The organism is Fusibacter sp. JL298sf-3 (assembly GCF_053842995.1).
In genome coordinates this window covers 42,086-60,569 of sequence record NZ_CM132608.1, presented here as the reverse complement: position 1 = coordinate 60,569, position 18,484 = coordinate 42,086, and the positions used below count along the sequence as shown (strand labels likewise).

The following is an 18,484-nucleotide window of genomic DNA, read 5'->3' as shown; positions in this document are numbered from 1 at the left end:
GGCTCAACGCTTGCTTACTAATGTTGTTAAATAAAACAACCCCCACTTCATCAGAAATGGGGGTCGACCTCGCCATGGCGTGGCGTGACGTTTGATAAATTAAACGCGCTGTAAAAGAGACAGCTTTTTAATAAGCACTCTTTAGAATTTGAACAAGCGCTTCACGCGTCGCTCGACGAGGATTTGATCCGGTACACACGTCGGAAAGGGCGATGGTCGCCATTTCTTCGAGACCGTTCATATATGTTTCCTCCGCTAAACCAAATGCTTTGAATGTAGAGGGTATCTCAAGCTTCTCATTGTAACGTTTGATCAGCTCAATAAGCGCAAGCACACGTGCCTTTCTCGTCGGCATATTTAAGCCAAGTCGTATTGCAACTGCGTCGTAACGCTCGCCGTAAGTGTCTTCACAGCCGTCTAAAACGCCGGCGTTGTAGGCGATAACATGTGGCAGAAGAATCGCATTGGCACGGCCATGACTGATTCTAAAGCGCCCGCCAATCACATGGGCTAAACTGTGGTTGATGCCCAATCCTGCGTTGGTAAAGGCGATGCCCGCCATACACGAAGCGTCGTGCATGCTCTGTCTTGCAACGATATCATCACCGGATTCAAACGCCTTTAAAAGACTTCTAAATGCGTGGTCCAGTGCCTTTTCTGCGTAGACATCTGAGAACGGGTTGGCACTTGTTGCCACATACGCTTCAAGTGCGTGTGTGATAACGTCCATGCCCGTATCGGCAGTGACGAACGGCGGCACACTCAGGGTAAAGCGCGCGTCTAAAATCGCCACATCCGGTAGCATTAACTCATCTGTAAGCGGGATTTTCGTATGGGTTTGATGGTCCGTTATAACAGAGAACGAAGTTACTTCAGAGCCCGTACCACTTGTCGTCGGTATGGCTATAAACAGGGGTTTATGAATCTCTGTTTTATGGACGAGTTCCTCTTTTGTCTTGATGCAGAAGTACATAATGGCTTTGGCTGCATCAATAACAGAGCCCCCACCCACAGCGATTAACGCTTCCGGTTTGTTTTCTATAATGTGGTGAAGTCCCTTTTGTACTGTTTCAAGGCTAGGGTTTGCCTCGACACTGTCAAAGAGACGGTAAGGGATACCGGCCTCTTCTAGCACGCGAGTTACTTCGTCCACGACGCCGATTTTTCTCATCGTCACATCTGTGACGACACATACACTGTCGGCCTTGAGCGATTTGACAAAGTCAAGGCTACCGTCTCCTGATAAAATCTTGGTTTTCATTGCGAAAGTGTGCATACTATGCCTCCAGTCTAAGCTTGTTCTGCCCAGTTTGCAGGGTATACAACATATAAGAAACGACAGAAGTCAGGTGTAGAAAATTGAATGGTCGATCCCTTCGGAATCATAATGACGTCGCCTGCATGACCGACAACTTTTCTACCGTCGATAATGATTTCAAGCGTTCCTTCGATGACGTAATCCACTTCATCGTAGTTGAGCGTCCAGTCGAAAGTCGTGTGATCCAGCTCCATCATACCGGCGCCGAGTCTAGGACTCTCTCCTAGTGAAAACAGATCTGTTAACCCTACTTTATCTCCTGCTTTGCCTGTGTCAAAAGGCTCGGCAACGATGTTGCCGGCTTTAACACTGATAACGCCACTTGGATCCACGTGTCTGTTTTGGTCAACTGCAGAGCCCATTTGCTCTGCAACGACTTTTTTAACAATTTCTTCGATCATTTGATGCGTAATATTTTGCATGTCGAGCTCCTTTCACGAAAGGCCTATGCTTTTGCGCTTTTTTTCTTGATAAGGTTTAAGAAAACAATCGCAACGACAACAGCCGTAACACCACCGACGAATTTACCTACGATCATAGGGAAAATCATCTCTTTGGCAACACCGGCAGTAAAGCCTAAGTGGTCACCTAAAATGAACGAAGCACTAACAGCGAAAGCGACGTTGATAACTTTACCTCTTTCATCCATGTCCTTCATTAAGCCGAACATTGGAATGTTGTTTGCGAGCGTTGCAACCATACCTGCTGCAGATACGTCGTTCATACCTAAAAGCTTACCGAGTTTCATAAGCGGCTTGCTGAATACTTTTGTAATGAAGTGTACCATTGGGAACGCACCCGCCAGTACGATGGCAATAGAACCGACGATTTCGATACCTTCTGAAATCGGCGCCATGCCAGGGATAATCACAAGACCTGTCAATGTTTCGATAATGATTGCCGCTAATGCAAATGTGATAACCGCGACAACACCTTTACCGAACCAAACGAAGCCGTTGATCATTTTTTCAGGAATTACTGCGAGACCTACTGCGAGAATTAATGACACGATGATGATTGGTACAAGATTAGCTAAGATCATAGAAAGGTCGAAACCTGCAGCTAAACCACCTGCAAAACAACCTAATGGAATCGTGATAAGACCTGCTAAGATACCTTGAGCAAGGGCTTTGTGATCGTTTTTATCGATGATGCCCAGTGCCACAGGAATTGTAAAGACAATCGTTGGCCCCATCATAGCGCCTAGAATTAATCCGGCAAATAGACCTGCTTCTGGTGTCTTTGCAAGTTCCATCGCCAACGGGTAACCGCCCATGTCATTTGCAAGTAACGTCGTCGCAAACATCGACGGGTCAGCACCAAGTGCTTCGTAAACAGGTACGACAACCGGCGCTAACAAATCGGCCAGTACTGGTGCTAGTGAGATAACCCCCACCATTGCCACTGCAAGTGCACCCATTGCCATAATACCTTCTTCAAACTTTTCACCCATTCCAAATTTATTACCGATAATTTTGTCAAGCGCACCCAACGCCATAAATACAACCATGATATAAAGAATAATATCATTAATACTCATATAGCCCCTCCTAAATTTTAGCCCTTAAGCTTTTTAATGACGGCTTTGACTACCGTTGCGATTTGATTTGCATCGGTCAAGCCATAGTCTCTTATTAAAAGATTGGTAATCTGCTTTTCAAGAGGTACTTTGACGTCCCCCTCGTAACATATGGTGTAGCTACGATTTCTAAGATAATCTTTTGCACCCGGTGAGAGGATCATGTCTTTTTTGAGGACGAAATCCGTCGAGCCCGCCTCCATGTAAGACGCGATATTTTTAACCGTTACAAGTATCTTTCCGATAGCAATCACCCCTTTCTAGGAAATCACATCCATCAACGCTCTGTGCGGTCTAGGAATAATGGACTTGTTCACTAATAGACCGTTTTTAAGCGCTGACTCTGCGCCGGCTTCAATTGCCGCCGTCACGGCACTGACATCACCTGTTAAGGTTACAAATGCCTTGCCGCCGACTGCGAAGCCGAGTCTGAGTTCAATTAGCTGGACATCAGCTGCTTTCGCCGCGTAGTCCGCTGCAACAATGGCACTGGCCACTGCAAAAAATTCGAGTACGCCGAGGGAATCCTCTGGTGTCACCTCTGTCGTTCCGGTGATAGCGGGTATAATCCCGGGATGCAGATTCGGAAGCACCAGTTCGTCTACAACGTGCTCTCTGCCGATTTCAAGCCCTGCTTCGACAGAAGCCTTAACAGCACCGACATCGCCGCTAACCATCGCAATGAACTTGCCCGGACAGATGGAGTGGGCTTTTATCAGTGTCACATCGGCTGCTTTTAACATAGCGTCTGCTACATCGTAGCCCTTTGCGATGCTGTTCAGTTCTATAAGTCCTAATGTTCTAATCATAACCCCTCCACTATCTTTCTTTCACAATTTCTATGCTGTCGCCATTTAACCGAACGACGCCTGCGATGCTGCTGTGAACAGCGGCACCTAAGCTGCCTTCCGGAATGGCGCCGATTAACGTACCGATTTCCACCAAATCTCCGTCTTTTACAACGGGGACGGCAGGTGCACCGATGTGCTGTTTTAACGGCACTTTAACGCTTTCCGGCTCGTAGGCAATGACCGTTTCCAGGCCATGCGTCACATAATCTGAAAGATTAAGACGTTTAATTAGGCGGTCAGTTGGTACTTTCCTATAGTCTCTCATCTCATGGACGTCGCAAATCAGCCCTTCTGGGTTCTGCCATTTGACACCGGCTTTCATAAAGGCGCCTTTTACATGCTGGTTGATGGTTTTTGGCGAAAGCCCCATCGGACAGGCGTAGAGTTCACAGACCCCACACTCACAGCACAGAAGCGCACTCATGCAAGAATCGGCACTTTTGTCGCCTGCGGCCACGGCACGCATCACTTTATGCGGGTAAAGTGGGTGTCCGTTTAAAAAACGCGGGCAGAGGTCTGTACACATTCTGCACTGAATACAAGCACTGGCAGCTCGGTTCATAATATGATCTACCGAAAGCGCATGTCTTGTTAAAATCACATGGTCTTCAGGCAATACAATCAAACCACCAGAGGTCTTGGTAATCACTTTTGATTCAATTTCACTCATTTCACAAGGCTTTCCCATCATAGGGCCGCCTTGTATCACTTTGAATTTTGGAACGGTTGCACCGCCGGCGAGCTCTATGCAAGCCTTGAGGTGTGTTCCGACAGGAACGCGAATTAGGGTAGGGTTTGAAACTGCGCCTGTCACCGTTACGAGTCTATGCGTCACGGGGTTTTGTCTGTCGACGTCGATGACCGTTGCGACATTTGTCACGACAATTCCCGCTGAAAGGGGGATCTGTCCCGGTAACAACGTTACGCCAGCCACTTCTCTGAGGAGCATCTGCTCATCACCTGCGGGGTAGAAGTTGCCGGTTTCAAAAACCTCGATTGCAGCGCCCGCTCTTTCTATAGCCGATTGAACGGCCTTGACTTCTTCTTTATTTTTACCTTTAATGGCGATGACTTTCCGCGTTGCGCCAATGGCCTCTCCGATAGCCATAACGCCGCTGACCAGTGCGTCAGCTTCGTGGCGCATCAAGTACTTGTCCGTCTCTAATAGGGGTTCACATTCAATACCATTGATGATTAAAGTCTCCGCCTGTGCATTCAATTTGACATGTGTCGGGAATCCGGCACCGCCGGCACCGACAACTCCTGAGGATTTAACTGTATCTAAAAACGCCATGAGTCCTCCTAATCGTCTAATTGCGCATTGACTTCAACTTCGTCCACGATGCCTACAACAGTGGCATCGACCGAACTGTCTTTTCTATCAAGTGCTCTGCGAGCAGAGCTTCCGGTTGCCACGAGCACGACGTCGCCGACGCCTGCGCCGACGGCATCCGCTGCCACAACTTCCGGTCTAGACGCGCCGGCGTGATGGTTTACGGGTTTAATTACCAACATTTTAAGGCCATTGAGCGACTGTTCTTTTCGCGTCGCCCAGACATTTCCGATCACTTTTCCTATAAACATCCCATCACTCCTTACGCCATTTTATCTTTTCGCTTCTAAGGGCATCCATTGCAGCAGGGGTTAGCAATGTGTGCTTACTTAGAACAACTTCTTCAACAGACGCCCTGCTCCAGTTCAAAACTTCCTTTTCACAGAGCAAGCTGCCGTCGTAATATTTTGTCGCCGTGCCGCGCTGGACGTCCTCAGCAACTTTTAAGCCGCTGTTCATGAGGAGCGCCAAAGCTTCGACGTGCTTTTTCACAAGTGGTGACGGCACACACGCATCGGGATTAAATCCGAGTCGCTCTTTTTTAACATGCACTTCGACGCCCTTTAAAAGGGCCTCTAAACACCACGTACTGAGTTCATCTATCGGCATGCCGGCGGCCACGCTCATCATTTGCGGACCGGTCAATCCGGGAAGCCATAAAATCATTCCTTTTTCGAGCGCCTCTCTAGATGCAATCCACTGCGTATAACCAAAGTCTTTAATGTCAATCTCGGGATATGTCATACCTTGTATGACATGCGTTTTGGTTGTATGACCGAGTCTAAAAAGCACTTCTTTGACAATCGCATCAATCTCTAGATTCACGATTTCCTCCTTTAGTGTTACAATGTCTTGCTCTACTGCTGCACCTTACAGGATTTCTCCAAAGGCATCTTTACCCAGACCAACGGCATTGGCCTCATCGTAATCGATGTGCATGCTCAGTGCATAGCGTGGGTTAACGCGAACCAGTACATCTTCAAAAGTGACCTTGCGCGAGCCGTGCACGCGTACATTGACTTCATCGCCGTTTTTCACGCCGTATTTCACCGCGTCGTCTTCCGACATATGAATGTGACGTCTTGCGACGATAGTCGATGCTTTTGCTTCGAGCATCGTGTCACCACTTTGAATCCACACACTTGGTGCGCCTTCAGTGTCACCTGAATCTCTAACCGGTGCCTTAACGCCTAGCGCACGTGCATCAGTCATCGACACTTCAACTTGCGTCTTGCCTCTTACCGGTCCGAGTACAGCAACATCTTTAAAGTCGCCCTTCGGTCCGATGACACGCACTTTTTCTTTGCAAAGGTACTGACCGGGCTGTGACAGTTCTTTCACAGGTGTCAACTCAGCTGTGCCGAAGAGTGCAATAGCATCTTCTTTGCTGAGGTGCACATGTCTACCTGAAGCCTCCACCATAAAGCGTCTGCTCTCCGATTTAAGCTGCTCCAGTACTTTTGCTACTATTGTTTCTATAATCGACTTATCCATAGTAATTCCCTCTAATTCTACACATTAAGATATACACTGCACTGCTCATCCGGTTGAGGACTCTTACGAGGTCTTCTCTGGTGACAACAGCGCCCTGTCTAAAAGTTGCCATTGCTGTTAATTCGAGCTCGCGAACAGCCGTTCTCAATTTGTTGAGGAGGACGACTTCATAGCCCATTTCAACATTTGGCAAGAAATGTGCGACGCCGTAGTGCGTTTTAGGATCGTGTGAATGCGCGCGCAAAGCGGCATCGTCGAGTCCAAAAAGGGTGCCTATTTGATAAGGTTCTTCTAACACTTCTGCTCTCAGCAAGTTTCTCGACACATCGAGTAATGCACCGATGTCTTCGATCAGGCCTTTGTGAGGCGACTCTTTTAACTGCCATTGAATTTCTAATATCAAGCTTTGTAGGCTGTCGACCTTACCTCTAAAAACAATACGCTGATCGTCTTTAAAAACCAGACGATTGCCCTTTAAATGCGTCATGTACTCCGGCTTGACTTCGTAGAAGCCCCCATCGTAATTCGACACGAATTTAGGCTTAAACTGACCTTCGAGCGTCTCAAACGGCTTGTAGTGATTTTCCACCACTTTTGTCTCGGACTTTTGAGCTTCAACTTTCGGTGTCGCCTCTTTCTTCGGCGCTCTATCGACGCTGATCTCAATGCCCTTCTCACGTAAAAACTGCCGCGCCGAAGGGGTGATGATGTCCTTTGACGTCATCTCAGGTACGAAGTCTGGATTTTTTTTAAACTGCTCTCGTAATGACGCCTCAGTAATTAAACTCATCGTATGACGCCTTCCTTCTTCCGTCCTCCCGACGCACACGCATCGAGTGACATCTTGAGTTGAGGCTAAGCGTCAAAGGACGCCCAGCCTTTCCTACACAGTTTACCGATTACTCAGCAACGTTACCTTTTGGTAAAATAACTTCCACTTCGTTGTGTGGACGTGGGATAACGTGAACAGAAATAAGCTCGCCCACTCTTTCAGCTGCAGCTGCACCGGCATCAGTAGCTGCTTTAACAGCGCCTACATCACCTCTAACGAGAACAGTTACAAGACCGCCGCCTGATTTTTCTTTACCGAGTAATACGACGTTTGCCGCTTTAACCATAGCGTCTGCTGCTTCGATAGCGCCTACTAAACCTTTAGTTTCAATCATTCCAAGTGCATTTAAAGTTGCCATAAGATAATCCTCCTAATTTATACGTTTAAATTTTTAAGTTGGTTTACAACCATTTCACAAATTTTTTCGATGTCAACCGCTTCTTCTGAAGTGTTTTGACAAGCTTGTTGCGTTTTCTTTTCTTCAAGACCGTAAGCCATCCATCTTGTATTGATCAAGTGGAGAGGCGTTACATTGTCACTTGTGGCACTGCCACCCACTGTACCGCAGCCGAGTGTGAACGACGGTGCAAGACCGGTGCTCAATCCGACGGCGCCGTGTGTCGACGGCGTGTTCACTAAAAATCTAGACACGGGCTTTTTAAGTGCAAACTCTCTGATAATCGCTTCGTTGTTTGAGTGGATTGAGAGCGTATGACCTAAACCGCCGTTTTCAAGCAACTTGTAGCAAAGCTGACAGCCTTCTTCCCAATCGCTGACAACGTAAAAGCCCATGAGCTGTGTCAACTTCTCTTTTGAGAATGGGAAGTTTCTGCCGACGCCTGGCTCGTCGCTGAGAAGCAGTGTCGTTCCGGCAGGTATCTCAATGCCCGCAAGCTTTGCGATATACTCTGCTGAACGCCCTACAATTGCAGGGTTCATGCCGCCATTTGGTCTTTCCATCACGCGCTTCACTTTTTCAAGTGCCTCGCCTCTCAGGAAGTGCCCGCCGCGCTTTGCAACTTCTTCTCTAACACGTGCTTCTACACACGCTTCTGTAACAATCGCCTGTTCAGAAGCACAGACTGTACCGTTGTCAAAGCCTTTAGATCTAAAGATTTTTTCAACAGCATCTTCGATATCGGCACTTCTTTCGATAAAGGCCGGTACGTTGCCCGGACCGACGCCAAGCGCAGGTGTTCCCGAGCTGTACGCCGCCTTTACCATAGCGGATCCGCCTGTTGCGATAATCATATTGACGTCGTCGTGTTTCATCAGTGCGCTAGTTGCTTCCATTGTCGGCAAGCTGATGCAACCGATGAGGTTTCTCGATACGCCGGCATTTTCCAGCGCGTCTTTCAGTACATTAACCGTCTCAGTGATACACTTAAGTGCTGATGGGTGTGGGCTGAAAACAATACTGTTCCCCGCTTTTAACGAAATCAGCGACTTGTAAATAACGGTAGATGTCGGGTTTGTCGACGGGATAAGACCTGCGACCACGCCCATCGGCACGCCGATTTTTACCACTTTTTTTACTGTATCTTCTTCTAAAATACCAACGGTTTTAACGTCTTTCATCGATGCCCAAAGCGCTTCGCTTGCGAGAACGTTTTTAGCCATTTTATCTTGCCACTTACCGAAACCGGTTTCTTCATTGGCGAGTTTGGCCAACCGTTCTGCGTGTGCAAATGCCGCTTTGTACAGTTGTTCTACGACAGCGTCAATTTGGTTTTGAGTTAATCTAGCGTAATCCTTTTGTGCAACTTTAGCGTCGTGTACAAGATGTCTCACTTCCTGTATCGATGCCAAATCTTTATCTACTAATGTCAACGCTATTCGCCTCCTCTCATGTGTTTCCTAATAGCACTTATCAGTTCTGTTTTGTTGGCGAACTTAATTTTGCTTCTGTCCATGCTATCTATCCTTAATTCTCTTGCCAGTTGTCTCAACTGGACGACTTTTAATCGGTCGATACCGCCCTTTTTAAATACCGAGTACGTTTTGCCGTTAAAAGTAATGGCTTCACCATTTTCTAGAATTTTATCTACTTCTACTGTTTGCTCCGGTTCAACGGAGGCCTCGACTTCTACGACTATTTCTGCTTCCGGCTCAATCGCTTCGGTTGTTTTCGTAAGCGTTTCAACGCGCTCTGGGACACTTTCTACAGAATCCCCACTTATGATGTCTTCTAAGCCATCAGCCAGCCTAGCTATAACATGGCCCGTTACCGGACGGTTCAGTCTCTTCACAGCGGCAACGCCTGCGTCTACTGCTGCTCTAACCGAGCTGACATCGCCTTCAAAGGTCATGGTCACGAGACCGCCTGTGGCAAGTTCTTTAGATACTAAAGTGACTGCAGCTGCCTTAAGTGCCGCATCGACACCTTCGTAAGCTGCCACCATGCCATGGGTTTCTATAAGTCCAATAGATTTCCCCATAAGCGGCACCTAGTATTTCACTGGGTTGTCTGCAACTTGAATAACAGCGTCTGCAAACGCATCACAAGCTGCCTTACAAGCAGATTGAGAGCCCGTTAAAAGACCGCCGCCAAAGTTGGTTTCTGATGGTGGGCCGTAAAACGCTACGAGTTCAACATCAGCCGCTTTAAGCGCCGCGTCTAAAGCGTACATCGCTTCAATCGGCGGTGCGATCAGGTAAGCGATTGCCTCGCCTTCTTTAATGCCTGCAACTTCAGAAAGGTAAGACCCTGTTCTTGAAACACAGTGCGCATAGTACGCAATAGAATCATCGTCGTTTGCACTGTAGAAGCACGCATCGTTTTCAATGAAATCGATAGCTGCGTTTAGACCGCTTTTTACTTCTGCCGGGCTCGGACCTGAAAGAATACCGATAAACTCACCGGCGAGTTTGGTATTGGCATTAGCTGCACCACCGTAAAATGACTTTGCATAAGCCACTTTAACATCGGCTTTTTTTGTCGCTTCATCGAGTGCCGTGTAGCCGACGTCATCACAATCTGTTGTAATCATGCCGACTGCTCGGTGACTGTCTGGAAGTCCTAGGTGCTTGCGCATACCTTCGTCTACATTTGGTATTAATTTGACACTTAATACACTGACCTTCAATGGATCGTATCTCATGACTGCCTCCTATAATTTTAAATCGACGCCACTTTTCTTTTCATCTAAAATACGTTTGATGATATCTGCGATGTGTGCTCCGGCTTCAACGGCTGGCGTACCGTTTTTGTGAATGTTACTGATAACGGTTCTAAGTGATTCTGCGTTACCGACTTTACCTTTGTATATCATATAACAGCTCATAGACTCACCTGTTGCAAGACCAGGTCTTTCACCGATGAGAACCGCTGTAACTTCTGCGCCTGTCACTTCTGAAACATGGTCCATACAAGGCACGCGACCATACTTCACGAAGAAAGGTGCGCCGACTTCAATGCCGTGGTTTTTAAGGCCCATTTCAATGGCTTTAAACGCATCGTAAGCATTGGTTTCAACAGCTGTTGAAGACAGACCATCAGAAATATAAACTTGTACTTTTGGCGCTTTTGGCGTCAACTCTTTCAACTTGGCAACAGATGCCTCATCTAAGATTCTGCCGCGGTCAGGGCGTGTTAAATACTCGTCTTTATCTTGAATAACCGTTTGAAGTTTCGGCCAACCTTTTGACTCGATAAACTCGTCTGGTACGTCTGTGAAAACAGCGTCTTGAGCGACGGCATGGTCTGCTCTAAATCTGAGCATTGCATCTGTGGTATATCTCGGACCAGCTCTCCAGATACCAACACGCGCCGGTGTCGATTTCTTGTAGTTTTTGTAAGCATCCGGATTTTCAGGATTTGGAACTGCAAGATAGTCTTCCATCTCGTAATCGGTAATGCTCTTGCCATCGTAAGTTTCTTCCACGTTGACTTTTTCTACTGCTGCCGCTACAGCACTTGCCGCAGGGGCTTTTTCATTTGAGCCAAGCTCTTTTAAAACTTCTTCAATTATAGACTTCAGTTGATTTTCATTCATACTAGACACCTCCTCTCTACTTCATAAATACAGATGCATCGCCTGCACGCTCTGTTAATTTGCCGTCTTTAATGAAGCCCATTTTTTCAAGCCAAGCTTCAAATTCTTTAATCGGCTTCTTACCAGAAATCGCTCTGAGCGAACGCGCTTCATGGTAACCTGTACACTGGTAGTTCAGCATGATGTCGTCGCCTGCAGGGATCGCCATGAAGTAGTTACAGCCGGCAGTTGCAAGAAGAACCGCTAAGTTCTCAATGTCGTTTTGGTCTGCTTTCATGTGGTTGGTGTAGCAAGCATCAACGCCCATAGGAATACCTGAAAGTTTGCCCATGAAGTGGTCTTCAAGACCGGCGCGTGTGACTTGCTGACTGTCGTAGAGGTACTCAGGACCGATAAAGCCGACAACTGTGTTGACGAGGAACGGTTTAAAGTGTCTTGCGAGGCCGTAGCATCTCGCTTCCATTGTCACTTGGTCTGCACCGTGGTGCGCGTCACTTGAAAGTTCAGAACCCTGTCCTGTTTCAAAGTAGAAGACGTTTGGACCAGTACCTGTACCGTGTCTCATCATCAATTCTTGTGCTTCTTCTAATGTCTTAACACTTAAACCAAAGGCTTCGTTTCCTTTTTCAGAACCTGCAATAGATTGGAAAATCAAATCTGAAGGCGCGCCTTTTTTGATAGCTTCCATTTGTGTTGTAACGTGTGCGAGAACGCATGTTTGAGTTGGAATCTCCCACTTGCGTTTGAACTCGTCGAACATCTTCAAGACGTTGCCGACGCTTTCAACTGTATCGACAACAGGGTTGAGGCCGAGTACGGCATCGCCTGCGCCATATGTTAAGCCTTCCATCAACGACACCATGATACCGTCGAGGTTGTCTGTTGTATGGTTAGGTTGAAGTCTAAATGCGAGGACGCCCGGTTCACCGATTGTCGTGTTACAGTGTGCTGTAATAACAATCTTCTGTGCCCCGAGTACGAGGTCCATGTTGCTCATCAACTTAGTGACAGCGGCAACCATCTCAGAAGTTAAACCTCTAGAGGCTCTTTTTATCATGTCGCCTGTTGTCTCTTCGTCTAAAATCCACTCTCTGAGTTGTGAAATGGTCCAGTGCTTCATTTCACCATAGATGCTCATGTTGAGGTCATCGTAGATGATACGCGTTACTTCATCTTCTTCATAAGGCACTACAGGGTTGTTGTAGATGTCCTCAAGTGTTAAGTGGCTAAGTACTTCTTTAGCCGCAATACGTTCTGTTACCGTTTCTGCCGCTACACCAGCTAAACGATCACCAGACTTTTCTTCATTGGCTTTTGCCAATACTTCTTTCACGCTGTTGAACGAGTAAACTTGTCCAAATAGTGAAGTCTTAAGTCTCATATTGTACTCCTCTCATTACTTTTTAGTAGCCGAACAGCAGCGTTTTGATCACCACTGGTACAACCTGCCCTCCGGCAATTGGAACCCCAATATCAATGTAGTCGCCGTTGTCTACGCTGACAGAATCTATACAAATCACGGGTTCATCTGCCTTGAGCTTTTGTCTCAAGCAGAGCCCGAGTGATTTGGCAAAATCACTTTCGATGAGCACGATCAAAGGTAATTTTTGATCGACCATCTTTTTCATACCGACGATAATATCGTCGGCTAATGCCGCTATGGCATCGAAGCCGTAGCCGCGTTCGCCTTTTAATCCAAGAGCCACGAGCGGTGTATCGGATTGTTCTACCAACCAGTCGATACGGCTCGAAATGGCTTGTTGTCTTTCGGTCCCCGTTTGTGCTTCTTCTTCAGTCGTCAGGTGTACGATGGGGATGTTTTTAATCGGCAGCTGATTCAAGTCGTAGTGGATAGTGCTGCCACTGATGTCTGTTGTGTGATTCCCCGCACCGACGACTGTGGCTCTAATGGTCTCTTCACCTGCGATAACGCGATGGGTTGTCGCCGCCAGTGCCTCTTTAATGGCACTACCGAGTAAAATGCCGATATCGCCGTATTTGAGCCAATCCGCTTCTACGTTGCCCACACAGTCCGCCACGCCGCCAGATAGGAACACGGCGTCGACTTTATGGGTCATACGCATGTCGTGATCGGTAATTAAAAGTTTGTAAATTGGGTCTTCAGAGCCCGTATTAGCTATTTCCACAACCGCTTTCGCCATGGCTTCCACAAACACTTCCAAGTCGCGTTTGGCCGCTTTTGCGCCAATGCGAATATCGAGTCCAAGGGTTTCAATTAGGGCTTGTGCTTTTTTAGAAATGTAGTGGACGGTACCGTCTTTTTCAAGTTTAATCAGACGTCCCCCGATGTCGAAACACGCGCTGTCGACAACTTTGCCGTTTTTAAACACGGCGATATTTGTCGTTCCGCCACCCATGTCGAAATTCATAACAGTTGCACTGTGCTCTTTCGAATACGCGCAAGCACCGGAGCCTTTGCCGGCCAAAATGCCTTCCAAATCCGGTCCAGCTGTGGCGACGACGAAGTCCCCTGCAAAGCCACTGAGCATTTTCAGTACCTCTTTAGCATTCTCCTTACGCGCGGTCTCGCCGGTTATAATGATGGCGCCTGTATCGATGGAACTCGGCGTCATATACCCTCTAATGTATTCCTTTTCTACGATATTTCTCAGTGCCTTGGCGTCGATGACCGTAGGACTTAAAAGCGGTGTAAAGTAGATTTCGCTTCTATAGACAACTTCTTTTCCGACAATTTTCACCGTGGGGATCGTCCAAGCCGACGCTGTATTCTCCACGTAAATCTTTGAAAAGACAAGTTGTGTGGTGCTGGTGCCTATATCGATGCCGACACTCATCAAAGATTGTGCCATCTCTCATGCCCCTTTCAAAAAAAATAACGCTAAAAAAACCCTTTCCAGAGCTTTTTTAACGTCTTTGTTAAAATCATATCGCACCTCTTCGTGCGAAGGTTTATTCTTTTTTCATCCTGAAGTCAAACATGGCTTTAGTGCCCTTTTGACCGGACTCAAGTGAAAAGCACCCCTTGAGTTTGTCTTCTACAATGCTTTTGACAATGCTCATTCCAAGGCTTCCCGCTCGTGTGTTTGTTATATCAAACCCGACGCCGTCGTCTTTGACGAAGACGTTCGAATATTGTATACCTTTTTCAATCTTAATTTCAATGCGGCCTTCACTACGACCGACAAATGCGTATTGCATACTGTTTTGAACCAACTCGTTCACAACCAACGCAATAGACGTGGCGAGGTCGGAGCTGATTTCAAACGTGTCTCCTGTAATTTCGAGATTGACTCGACAGTCTTCATAAGGCACGCTCATGGCGTTGTACACAACGCGTTCTAAAATGGTCTTAATCTCCACTTCATCGACGCCGTTTTGCGCCAATATTTCGTGGGTGACCGCTATACTGACCACGCGGTTGATGCTTTCTGAGAATGCGCGTTTTGCTTCATTTGAAGAAATCCGCCTCGACTGAAGCCGCAACAAACTCGCTATGGTCTGAAGATTATTTTTAACCCGATGGTGAATTTCTCTCATTGCCATCGATTTGGTTATCAGTTCTTTCTCTATTGCTTTTTCATCTGTGATGTCTTTAATAACCATTACAAGTCCTACTAAGCCTGAGTCTTTAAACGACAGAGTGGCGTATTTTACTTTTAAAGTCATATTTCCAATGCTGACTTCTGAAATCTTGACATTAGACGTTTTGCTCACTTCCTCAAAGCGCTTGCCGTCGAGCACCAAGTTGTCAAACGGGATGCCCACGAGCTCGTCGAGGTAGCCGAGACGTCTGTACATTTGAGAAGCGATTGGGTTGAGGCTTTGTGAAACCCCGTATTTATCGAATATGACAATCCCATCGTTGAGATAGGGCTGAAGTAAAATTTCTTCATGCATACTGCCCATAAGCGACTCGGACAAATGTTCTGCGGTTTCTGTGAGCATCTGTATTTTCGCATGCTCTTGTTCCGCTTCATACACGTCACTTTCCATAATCAGACACCCAATGGTGTTGCCGTCTGCGTTTTTTATCGGCACGACATTTTGACGCACCATCTGTTCCTCTTGCGTAATCGCTCTGAGGTCACGCGTCGGCATGCCCAACTCCAGCGTTCGAATAGCCGCGGGTTCATTGTGCCTATAGGCAAACTCCCCTACAACAGTGTCTTTGTAGTGCGACTGATAAGAAAAGGGGTTGGCTTCTGCCACAACGACTGCGATACCGTTTTCTCGCGTCATGACGTCGATAAAAATATCCGACCTTGTCAAGTTGGCCATCACCTGAATCTGAGACGCCACTTCTTCAAGTTGCTTAATATCGGCGTCTTTTAAAAACGTGTATTCCTTGCAAAGTTTCTTAATCATAGTTAAGCCTCTTTGCTCATCAATATGATGTTGGCGATGTCTTTCATCGTACAACGTTTGTCCATGCTCATTTTTCGAATGTAGTTGTAAGCTTCTTCTTCATCCATGCCGTCTCGCGTCATGAGAATGCTCTTAGCGCGATCGATGACAATGCGTGCCTCTAGGCGTTCATTGGTTTTTTGATGCGCTTTTTTAATGTCGATAATCTCTTTACCCTTGTGCATAGCGATTTCAATAGCGGGCAACAAAGCCTGCTTTGTAACCGGTTTGACGAGATAGGAAATCACCCCGACATTTTTAGCCTTTTCAACAAACTCTTGACCGCTGTAAGCCGTCAAAAGAACAATCCCCCCGGCCAAACTCTCTTCACTGATGATTTTCGCCGCCATCAAACCGTCTAAGAGCGGCATCTTAACGTCGAGAATCACGAGGTCCGGTCGACTTTTTTTACACATTTCCACTGCGTCAAACCCATCTGAAGCTTTGCCTACGACATCGTAGCCCGCTTCTTCGAGCATCTCCGCAACATCCATTCTAGTAATCGGTTCATCGTCAGCGATGACTATCCTCTTACGCATATTGTTCCTCCATTATTTCATGCTATGCAATTAATGCGGCAATGTGCTCCACACCCTCATTGGCGTAAGCGCTTACCTCATATATCGTTTCAGCACCCGCCGCTTTCAGCCAAGCTTTGGAGCGCTCCGGATCGGCATTTTCTACATCTACTTTAGTCACTATGCCAATCACTTTTTTGTTAAACATCGTACCAAATCCAGGCGGAAAATAATTGTCCCCACTCGACGCATCGTGTACCAGTGCGACGAGGTCCGCATCAAACGAAAGTGTGATGATGGCATTGTAAAATCGTGGATTTTCAATGTATTCCCCCGGTGTATCAATCATTTTACCATAAAACTCAGCACTTTGTGTCTTTTTATATTTAAGCTCTTCATTTAATAGGGCCTGTATGAGGGTCGTTTTCCCCGCCCCCTGCTTGCCTACGAATATAATACCCTTCATCAGGACCTCGTAATCACAGCAGGCGTGAAATTCAATATGCCGCTGAGCATCCCCAGAACCGACTTGAGGGCTTCCTCTACACTGCCGACATCGCCGACGAGTACGAGTGAACCGCTGAAGCGATCTAAAAAGCCGATGCTCACACCTGACGATTTCGTCGCCACGTCAGCGGCGATAATAGCCGCTTCACTTGGTGTAATCGTCAAGATGCCAATAGCACCTGTGTGCTCTTCAGAAAGACCGAGTTTCTGACAGACATCCCTTCTCGGGTTCGCTATTAAATGAGCCAACGTCACCTGTTTTCCAGGGACATACTCTTGTACCATTCTTTGTTTTTCTTTTTCCACTGACGCCTCCTACAACAAAAAAAACTTGCAGCTATCCCGTAAGATACCACAAGCTTCGATGCTCTCGCTTTTCTAGCACGCCATTGTACTGAACTAATTATATCACTTAACCTTTAATTAAGCAACTAATTTTTATGCGTTTTTTTTAACAAGATATTTTTCGCTCATTTCTTCAAAATGGTGAAAAATATGCTCGAGATCTTCGCCAAATGAAGTTAAAAAATAGCCGGCGAAAGGATCCTCAGAAGCCTCTTTGAAAACGGCGTTCCTTTCTACGAGCACCGAAAGTTTTCTAGAGAGCTCCGTGTTGCTCAAATAGTTAATCGATCTTAAAATATCGTTGAACTGATGGTTCCCCTGATGGATAGAAGCGACAATTTCCGGCACCCATCTAAGTTTAACCATATCGTGAATCATATGAAACCCTTCCGTCATTTTAGTCGTCGTCTTTTTCTTCACAGTTGACCTCCAAGATAGTTATACATACCCCACTTTTGTATTTTTACAAGGCAATGTTAAGTAACAAATTTGTGTCTTTTTGTAGTTTTGAGTATAGCATATAATAAGGGCAAAGGTAAACACCTAGACGTTGAAAATAATAATTATTCTTATTAAAGGAGGCTTATTTATGAAACATTTACAAGCAATGAACACGTACCTATCCAACCTATCTGTACTCAATGCCAAATTACACAACTTGCACTGGAACGTCGTCGGCATCAATTTCGTGGCTATCCACAACTTTACCGAGTCTCTTTATGACGAAGTTTTCGAATCGTTTGACGCCGTTGCAGAGCATCTGAAAATGTCAGGTGAAATGCCACTTAGCCGAATCGCGGATTATCTCGAGCACGCAACTCTCAAAGAAATTGAGCCAAAGGCGTTCAGCGCTAAGGAAGTTCTCGACATTTTAATCGACGACCTCGGTGAAATGCGCAAGCTCGCACTTGACATCCGACAAGTCGCAGATGAATCTGGTGACCCTATTGCCGTTGCGATGTTTGAAGATCACATTGCCAGCTACAACAAACACATCTGGTTCCTCAGCGCTATGCGCCAAGGGTAATGTACCGTACAGTCATAACAGCTATCAGCTTCAAAAGAGACGCAAACACGCGTCTCTTTTTTGATTTGACAACAAGATTTGAGCAGAAAGACTTACCGCGAATGTTCAGCGCGGAAAGGCGTCAGCGAAAATCGGTTAGTAATGCCGGAGGCGTTACTAATGTTGTTTGACAACAAGATTTGAGCCGAAAGGCTTACCGCGAATGTTGTTTCAGCAACGAACGTTGAGTCTCAAACCTTTTTGCAAGTGTTCAGCAAACGCAGACGTCTACAAAGTGACTCTTTTCATTTCTACGCCTA

The 18,484-nt window shown here is 46.5% G+C and carries 23 protein-coding genes; 1 reads left to right on the top strand and 22 read right to left on the bottom strand.

Features of this window, described 5'->3' with window-relative positions; genetic code table 11:
* Window positions 1-127: 127 nt before the first annotated feature.
* The 22 genes from ACR6HW_RS00290 to ACR6HW_RS00185 form a co-directional block, all read right to left on the bottom strand.
* Complete coding sequence (locus ACR6HW_RS00290; protein WP_455729172.1) at window positions 128-1,276, bottom strand: 1-propanol dehydrogenase PduQ; 1,149 nt, start codon at window positions 1,274-1,276, stop codon at window positions 128-130.
* 14 nt (window positions 1,277-1,290) lie between these two features.
* The gene (locus tag ACR6HW_RS00285) at window positions 1,291-1,740 is read right to left on the bottom strand and encodes a cupin domain-containing protein (protein ID WP_455729171.1); all 450 of its coding nucleotides are present in this window, start codon (window positions 1,738-1,740) and stop codon (window positions 1,291-1,293) included.
* Window positions 1,741-1,763: 23 nt separating this feature from the next.
* Window positions 1,764-2,858 carry an ethanolamine utilization protein EutH gene (gene eutH / locus ACR6HW_RS00280; protein ID WP_455729170.1) on the bottom strand — a complete coding sequence of 365 codons (1,095 nt, stop codon included), beginning with the start codon at window positions 2,856-2,858 and terminating at the stop codon, window positions 1,764-1,766.
* Between the two features lie 17 nt (window positions 2,859-2,875).
* Complete coding sequence (locus tag ACR6HW_RS00275; RefSeq protein ID WP_455729169.1) at window positions 2,876-3,151, bottom strand: hypothetical protein; 276 nt, start codon at window positions 3,149-3,151, stop codon at window positions 2,876-2,878.
* A gap of 6 nt (window positions 3,152-3,157) precedes the next feature.
* Window positions 3,158-3,706, bottom strand: a complete 549-nt coding sequence (locus ACR6HW_RS00270) for a BMC domain-containing protein (RefSeq protein ID WP_455729168.1) — start codon at window positions 3,704-3,706, stop codon at window positions 3,158-3,160.
* A 10-nt stretch (window positions 3,707-3,716) separates the two neighbouring features.
* Entirely contained in the window at window positions 3,717-5,042 is a 1,326-nt protein-coding gene (locus ACR6HW_RS00265; RefSeq protein WP_455729167.1) for a 4Fe-4S dicluster domain-containing protein, read from the bottom strand.
* Window positions 5,043-5,050: 8 nt separating this feature from the next.
* A complete protein-coding gene (locus ACR6HW_RS00260) occupies window positions 5,051-5,332 on the bottom strand; it encodes a EutN/CcmL family microcompartment protein (RefSeq protein ID WP_455729166.1) in 282 nt (93 codons plus the stop codon).
* Window positions 5,333-5,336: 4 nt separating this feature from the next.
* On the bottom strand, window positions 5,337-5,906 hold the full coding sequence (locus ACR6HW_RS00255) for a hypothetical protein (RefSeq protein ID WP_455729165.1): 570 nt from the start codon (window positions 5,904-5,906) through the stop codon (window positions 5,337-5,339).
* Window positions 5,907-5,951: 45 nt separating this feature from the next.
* A complete protein-coding gene (pduL, locus tag ACR6HW_RS00250) occupies window positions 5,952-6,575 on the bottom strand; it encodes a phosphate propanoyltransferase (RefSeq protein ID WP_455729164.1) in 624 nt (207 codons plus the stop codon).
* Window positions 6,568-7,365 (bottom strand): ATP-binding protein, encoded by a 798-nt coding sequence (locus tag ACR6HW_RS00245; RefSeq protein WP_455729163.1) that lies wholly within the window; start codon window positions 7,363-7,365, stop codon window positions 6,568-6,570. The genes pduL and ACR6HW_RS00245 overlap by 8 nt, the downstream gene beginning before the upstream one ends.
* 109 nt (window positions 7,366-7,474) lie before the next feature.
* On the bottom strand, window positions 7,475-7,765 hold the full coding sequence (locus ACR6HW_RS00240; protein WP_455729162.1) for a BMC domain-containing protein: 291 nt from the start codon (window positions 7,763-7,765) through the stop codon (window positions 7,475-7,477).
* Between the two features lie 17 nt (window positions 7,766-7,782).
* Window positions 7,783-9,237 carry an acetaldehyde dehydrogenase (acetylating) gene (locus ACR6HW_RS00235; protein WP_455729161.1) on the bottom strand — a complete coding sequence of 485 codons (1,455 nt, stop codon included), beginning with the start codon at window positions 9,235-9,237 and terminating at the stop codon, window positions 7,783-7,785.
* Window positions 9,238-9,239: 2 nt separating this feature from the next.
* Entirely contained in the window at window positions 9,240-9,845 is a 606-nt protein-coding gene (locus ACR6HW_RS00230) for a BMC domain-containing protein (protein ID WP_455729160.1), read from the bottom strand.
* 9 nt (window positions 9,846-9,854) lie between these two features.
* Window positions 9,855-10,508: an ethanolamine utilization microcompartment protein EutL gene (eutL, locus tag ACR6HW_RS00225; protein WP_455729159.1), complete on the bottom strand. Its 654-nt coding sequence runs from the start codon at window positions 10,506-10,508 to the stop codon at window positions 9,855-9,857.
* Between the two features lie 9 nt (window positions 10,509-10,517).
* Window positions 10,518-11,402 carry an ethanolamine ammonia-lyase subunit EutC gene (eutC, locus tag ACR6HW_RS00220; protein ID WP_455729158.1) on the bottom strand — a complete coding sequence of 295 codons (885 nt, stop codon included), beginning with the start codon at window positions 11,400-11,402 and terminating at the stop codon, window positions 10,518-10,520.
* A gap of 16 nt (window positions 11,403-11,418) precedes the next feature.
* On the bottom strand, window positions 11,419-12,783 hold the full coding sequence (locus ACR6HW_RS00215) for an ethanolamine ammonia-lyase subunit EutB (RefSeq protein WP_455729157.1): 1,365 nt from the start codon (window positions 12,781-12,783) through the stop codon (window positions 11,419-11,421).
* Between the two features lie 22 nt (window positions 12,784-12,805).
* Window positions 12,806-14,233, bottom strand: a complete 1,428-nt coding sequence (eutA, locus tag ACR6HW_RS00210; protein WP_455729156.1) for an ethanolamine ammonia-lyase reactivating factor EutA — start codon at window positions 14,231-14,233, stop codon at window positions 12,806-12,808.
* Between the two features lie 100 nt (window positions 14,234-14,333).
* A complete protein-coding gene (locus ACR6HW_RS00205; RefSeq protein ID WP_455729155.1) occupies window positions 14,334-15,749 on the bottom strand; it encodes a sensor histidine kinase in 1,416 nt (471 codons plus the stop codon).
* 2 nt (window positions 15,750-15,751) lie between these two features.
* Window positions 15,752-16,327, bottom strand: coding sequence for an ANTAR domain-containing response regulator (locus ACR6HW_RS00200; RefSeq protein WP_455729154.1), 576 nt, complete (start codon window positions 16,325-16,327; stop codon window positions 15,752-15,754).
* A 22-nt stretch (window positions 16,328-16,349) separates the two neighbouring features.
* Window positions 16,350-16,772, bottom strand: coding sequence for a EutP/PduV family microcompartment system protein (locus ACR6HW_RS00195; protein WP_455729153.1), 423 nt, complete (start codon window positions 16,770-16,772; stop codon window positions 16,350-16,352).
* Entirely contained in the window at window positions 16,772-17,098 is a 327-nt protein-coding gene (locus ACR6HW_RS00190) for a BMC domain-containing protein (RefSeq protein ID WP_455730919.1), read from the bottom strand. Before ACR6HW_RS00190 ends, ACR6HW_RS00195 begins: the two co-directional genes overlap by 1 nt.
* Before the next feature lie 153 nt (window positions 17,099-17,251).
* Window positions 17,252-17,578, bottom strand: a complete 327-nt coding sequence (locus tag ACR6HW_RS00185) for a winged helix-turn-helix transcriptional regulator (RefSeq protein WP_455729152.1) — start codon at window positions 17,576-17,578, stop codon at window positions 17,252-17,254.
* A gap of 169 nt (window positions 17,579-17,747) precedes the next feature.
* On the opposite strand from ACR6HW_RS00185, the gene ACR6HW_RS00180 reads away from it, so the two are divergent.
* Window positions 17,748-18,185 (top strand): Dps family protein, encoded by a 438-nt coding sequence (locus ACR6HW_RS00180; protein WP_455729151.1) that lies wholly within the window; start codon window positions 17,748-17,750, stop codon window positions 18,183-18,185.
* Window positions 18,186-18,484: the final 299 nt, after the last annotated feature.

Bases quoted from the DNA above. Each gene is read 5' to 3' on its own strand.
- eutC (WP_455729158.1), bottom strand. From the start codon at position 11,402: ATGAATGAAAATCAACTGAAGTCTATAATTGAAGAAGTTTTAAAAGAG.
- ACR6HW_RS00260 (WP_455729166.1), bottom strand. From the start codon at position 5,332: ATGTTTATAGGAAAAGTGATCGGAAATGTCTGGGCGACGCGAAAAGAA.
- ACR6HW_RS00200 (WP_455729154.1), bottom strand. From the start codon at position 16,327: ATGCGTAAGAGGATAGTCATCGCTGACGATGAACCGATTACTAGAATG.
- ACR6HW_RS00180 (WP_455729151.1), top strand. From the start codon at position 17,748: ATGAAACATTTACAAGCAATGAACACGTACCTATCCAACCTATCTGTA.
- ACR6HW_RS00230 (WP_455729160.1), bottom strand. From the start codon at position 9,845: ATGGGGAAATCTATTGGACTTATAGAAACCCATGGCATGGTGGCAGCT.
- ACR6HW_RS00290 (WP_455729172.1), bottom strand. From the start codon at position 1,276: ATGCACACTTTCGCAATGAAAACCAAGATTTTATCAGGAGACGGTAGC.
- ACR6HW_RS00215 (WP_455729157.1), bottom strand. From the start codon at position 12,783: ATGAGACTTAAGACTTCACTATTTGGACAAGTTTACTCGTTCAACAGC.
- pduL (WP_455729164.1), bottom strand. From the start codon at position 6,575: ATGGATAAGTCGATTATAGAAACAATAGTAGCAAAAGTACTGGAGCAG.
- ACR6HW_RS00195 (WP_455729153.1), bottom strand. From the start codon at position 16,772: ATGAAGGGTATTATATTCGTAGGCAAGCAGGGGGCGGGGAAAACGACC.
- ACR6HW_RS00245 (WP_455729163.1), bottom strand. From the start codon at position 7,365: ATGAGTTTAATTACTGAGGCGTCATTACGAGAGCAGTTTAAAAAAAAT.
- ACR6HW_RS00205 (WP_455729155.1), bottom strand. From the start codon at position 15,749: ATGATTAAGAAACTTTGCAAGGAATACACGTTTTTAAAAGACGCCGAT.
- ACR6HW_RS00285 (WP_455729171.1), bottom strand. From the start codon at position 1,740: ATGCAAAATATTACGCATCAAATGATCGAAGAAATTGTTAAAAAAGTC.
- ACR6HW_RS00240 (WP_455729162.1), bottom strand. From the start codon at position 7,765: ATGGCAACTTTAAATGCACTTGGAATGATTGAAACTAAAGGTTTAGTA.
- eutL (WP_455729159.1), bottom strand. From the start codon at position 10,508: ATGAGATACGATCCATTGAAGGTCAGTGTATTAAGTGTCAAATTAATA.
- ACR6HW_RS00190 (WP_455730919.1), bottom strand. From the start codon at position 17,098: ATGGTACAAGAGTATGTCCCTGGAAAACAGGTGACGTTGGCTCATTTA.
- ACR6HW_RS00265 (WP_455729167.1), bottom strand. From the start codon at position 5,042: ATGGCGTTTTTAGATACAGTTAAATCCTCAGGAGTTGTCGGTGCCGGC.
- ACR6HW_RS00270 (WP_455729168.1), bottom strand. From the start codon at position 3,706: ATGATTAGAACATTAGGACTTATAGAACTGAACAGCATCGCAAAGGGC.
- eutH (WP_455729170.1), bottom strand. From the start codon at position 2,858: ATGAGTATTAATGATATTATTCTTTATATCATGGTTGTATTTATGGCG.
- eutA (WP_455729156.1), bottom strand. From the start codon at position 14,233: ATGGCACAATCTTTGATGAGTGTCGGCATCGATATAGGCACCAGCACC.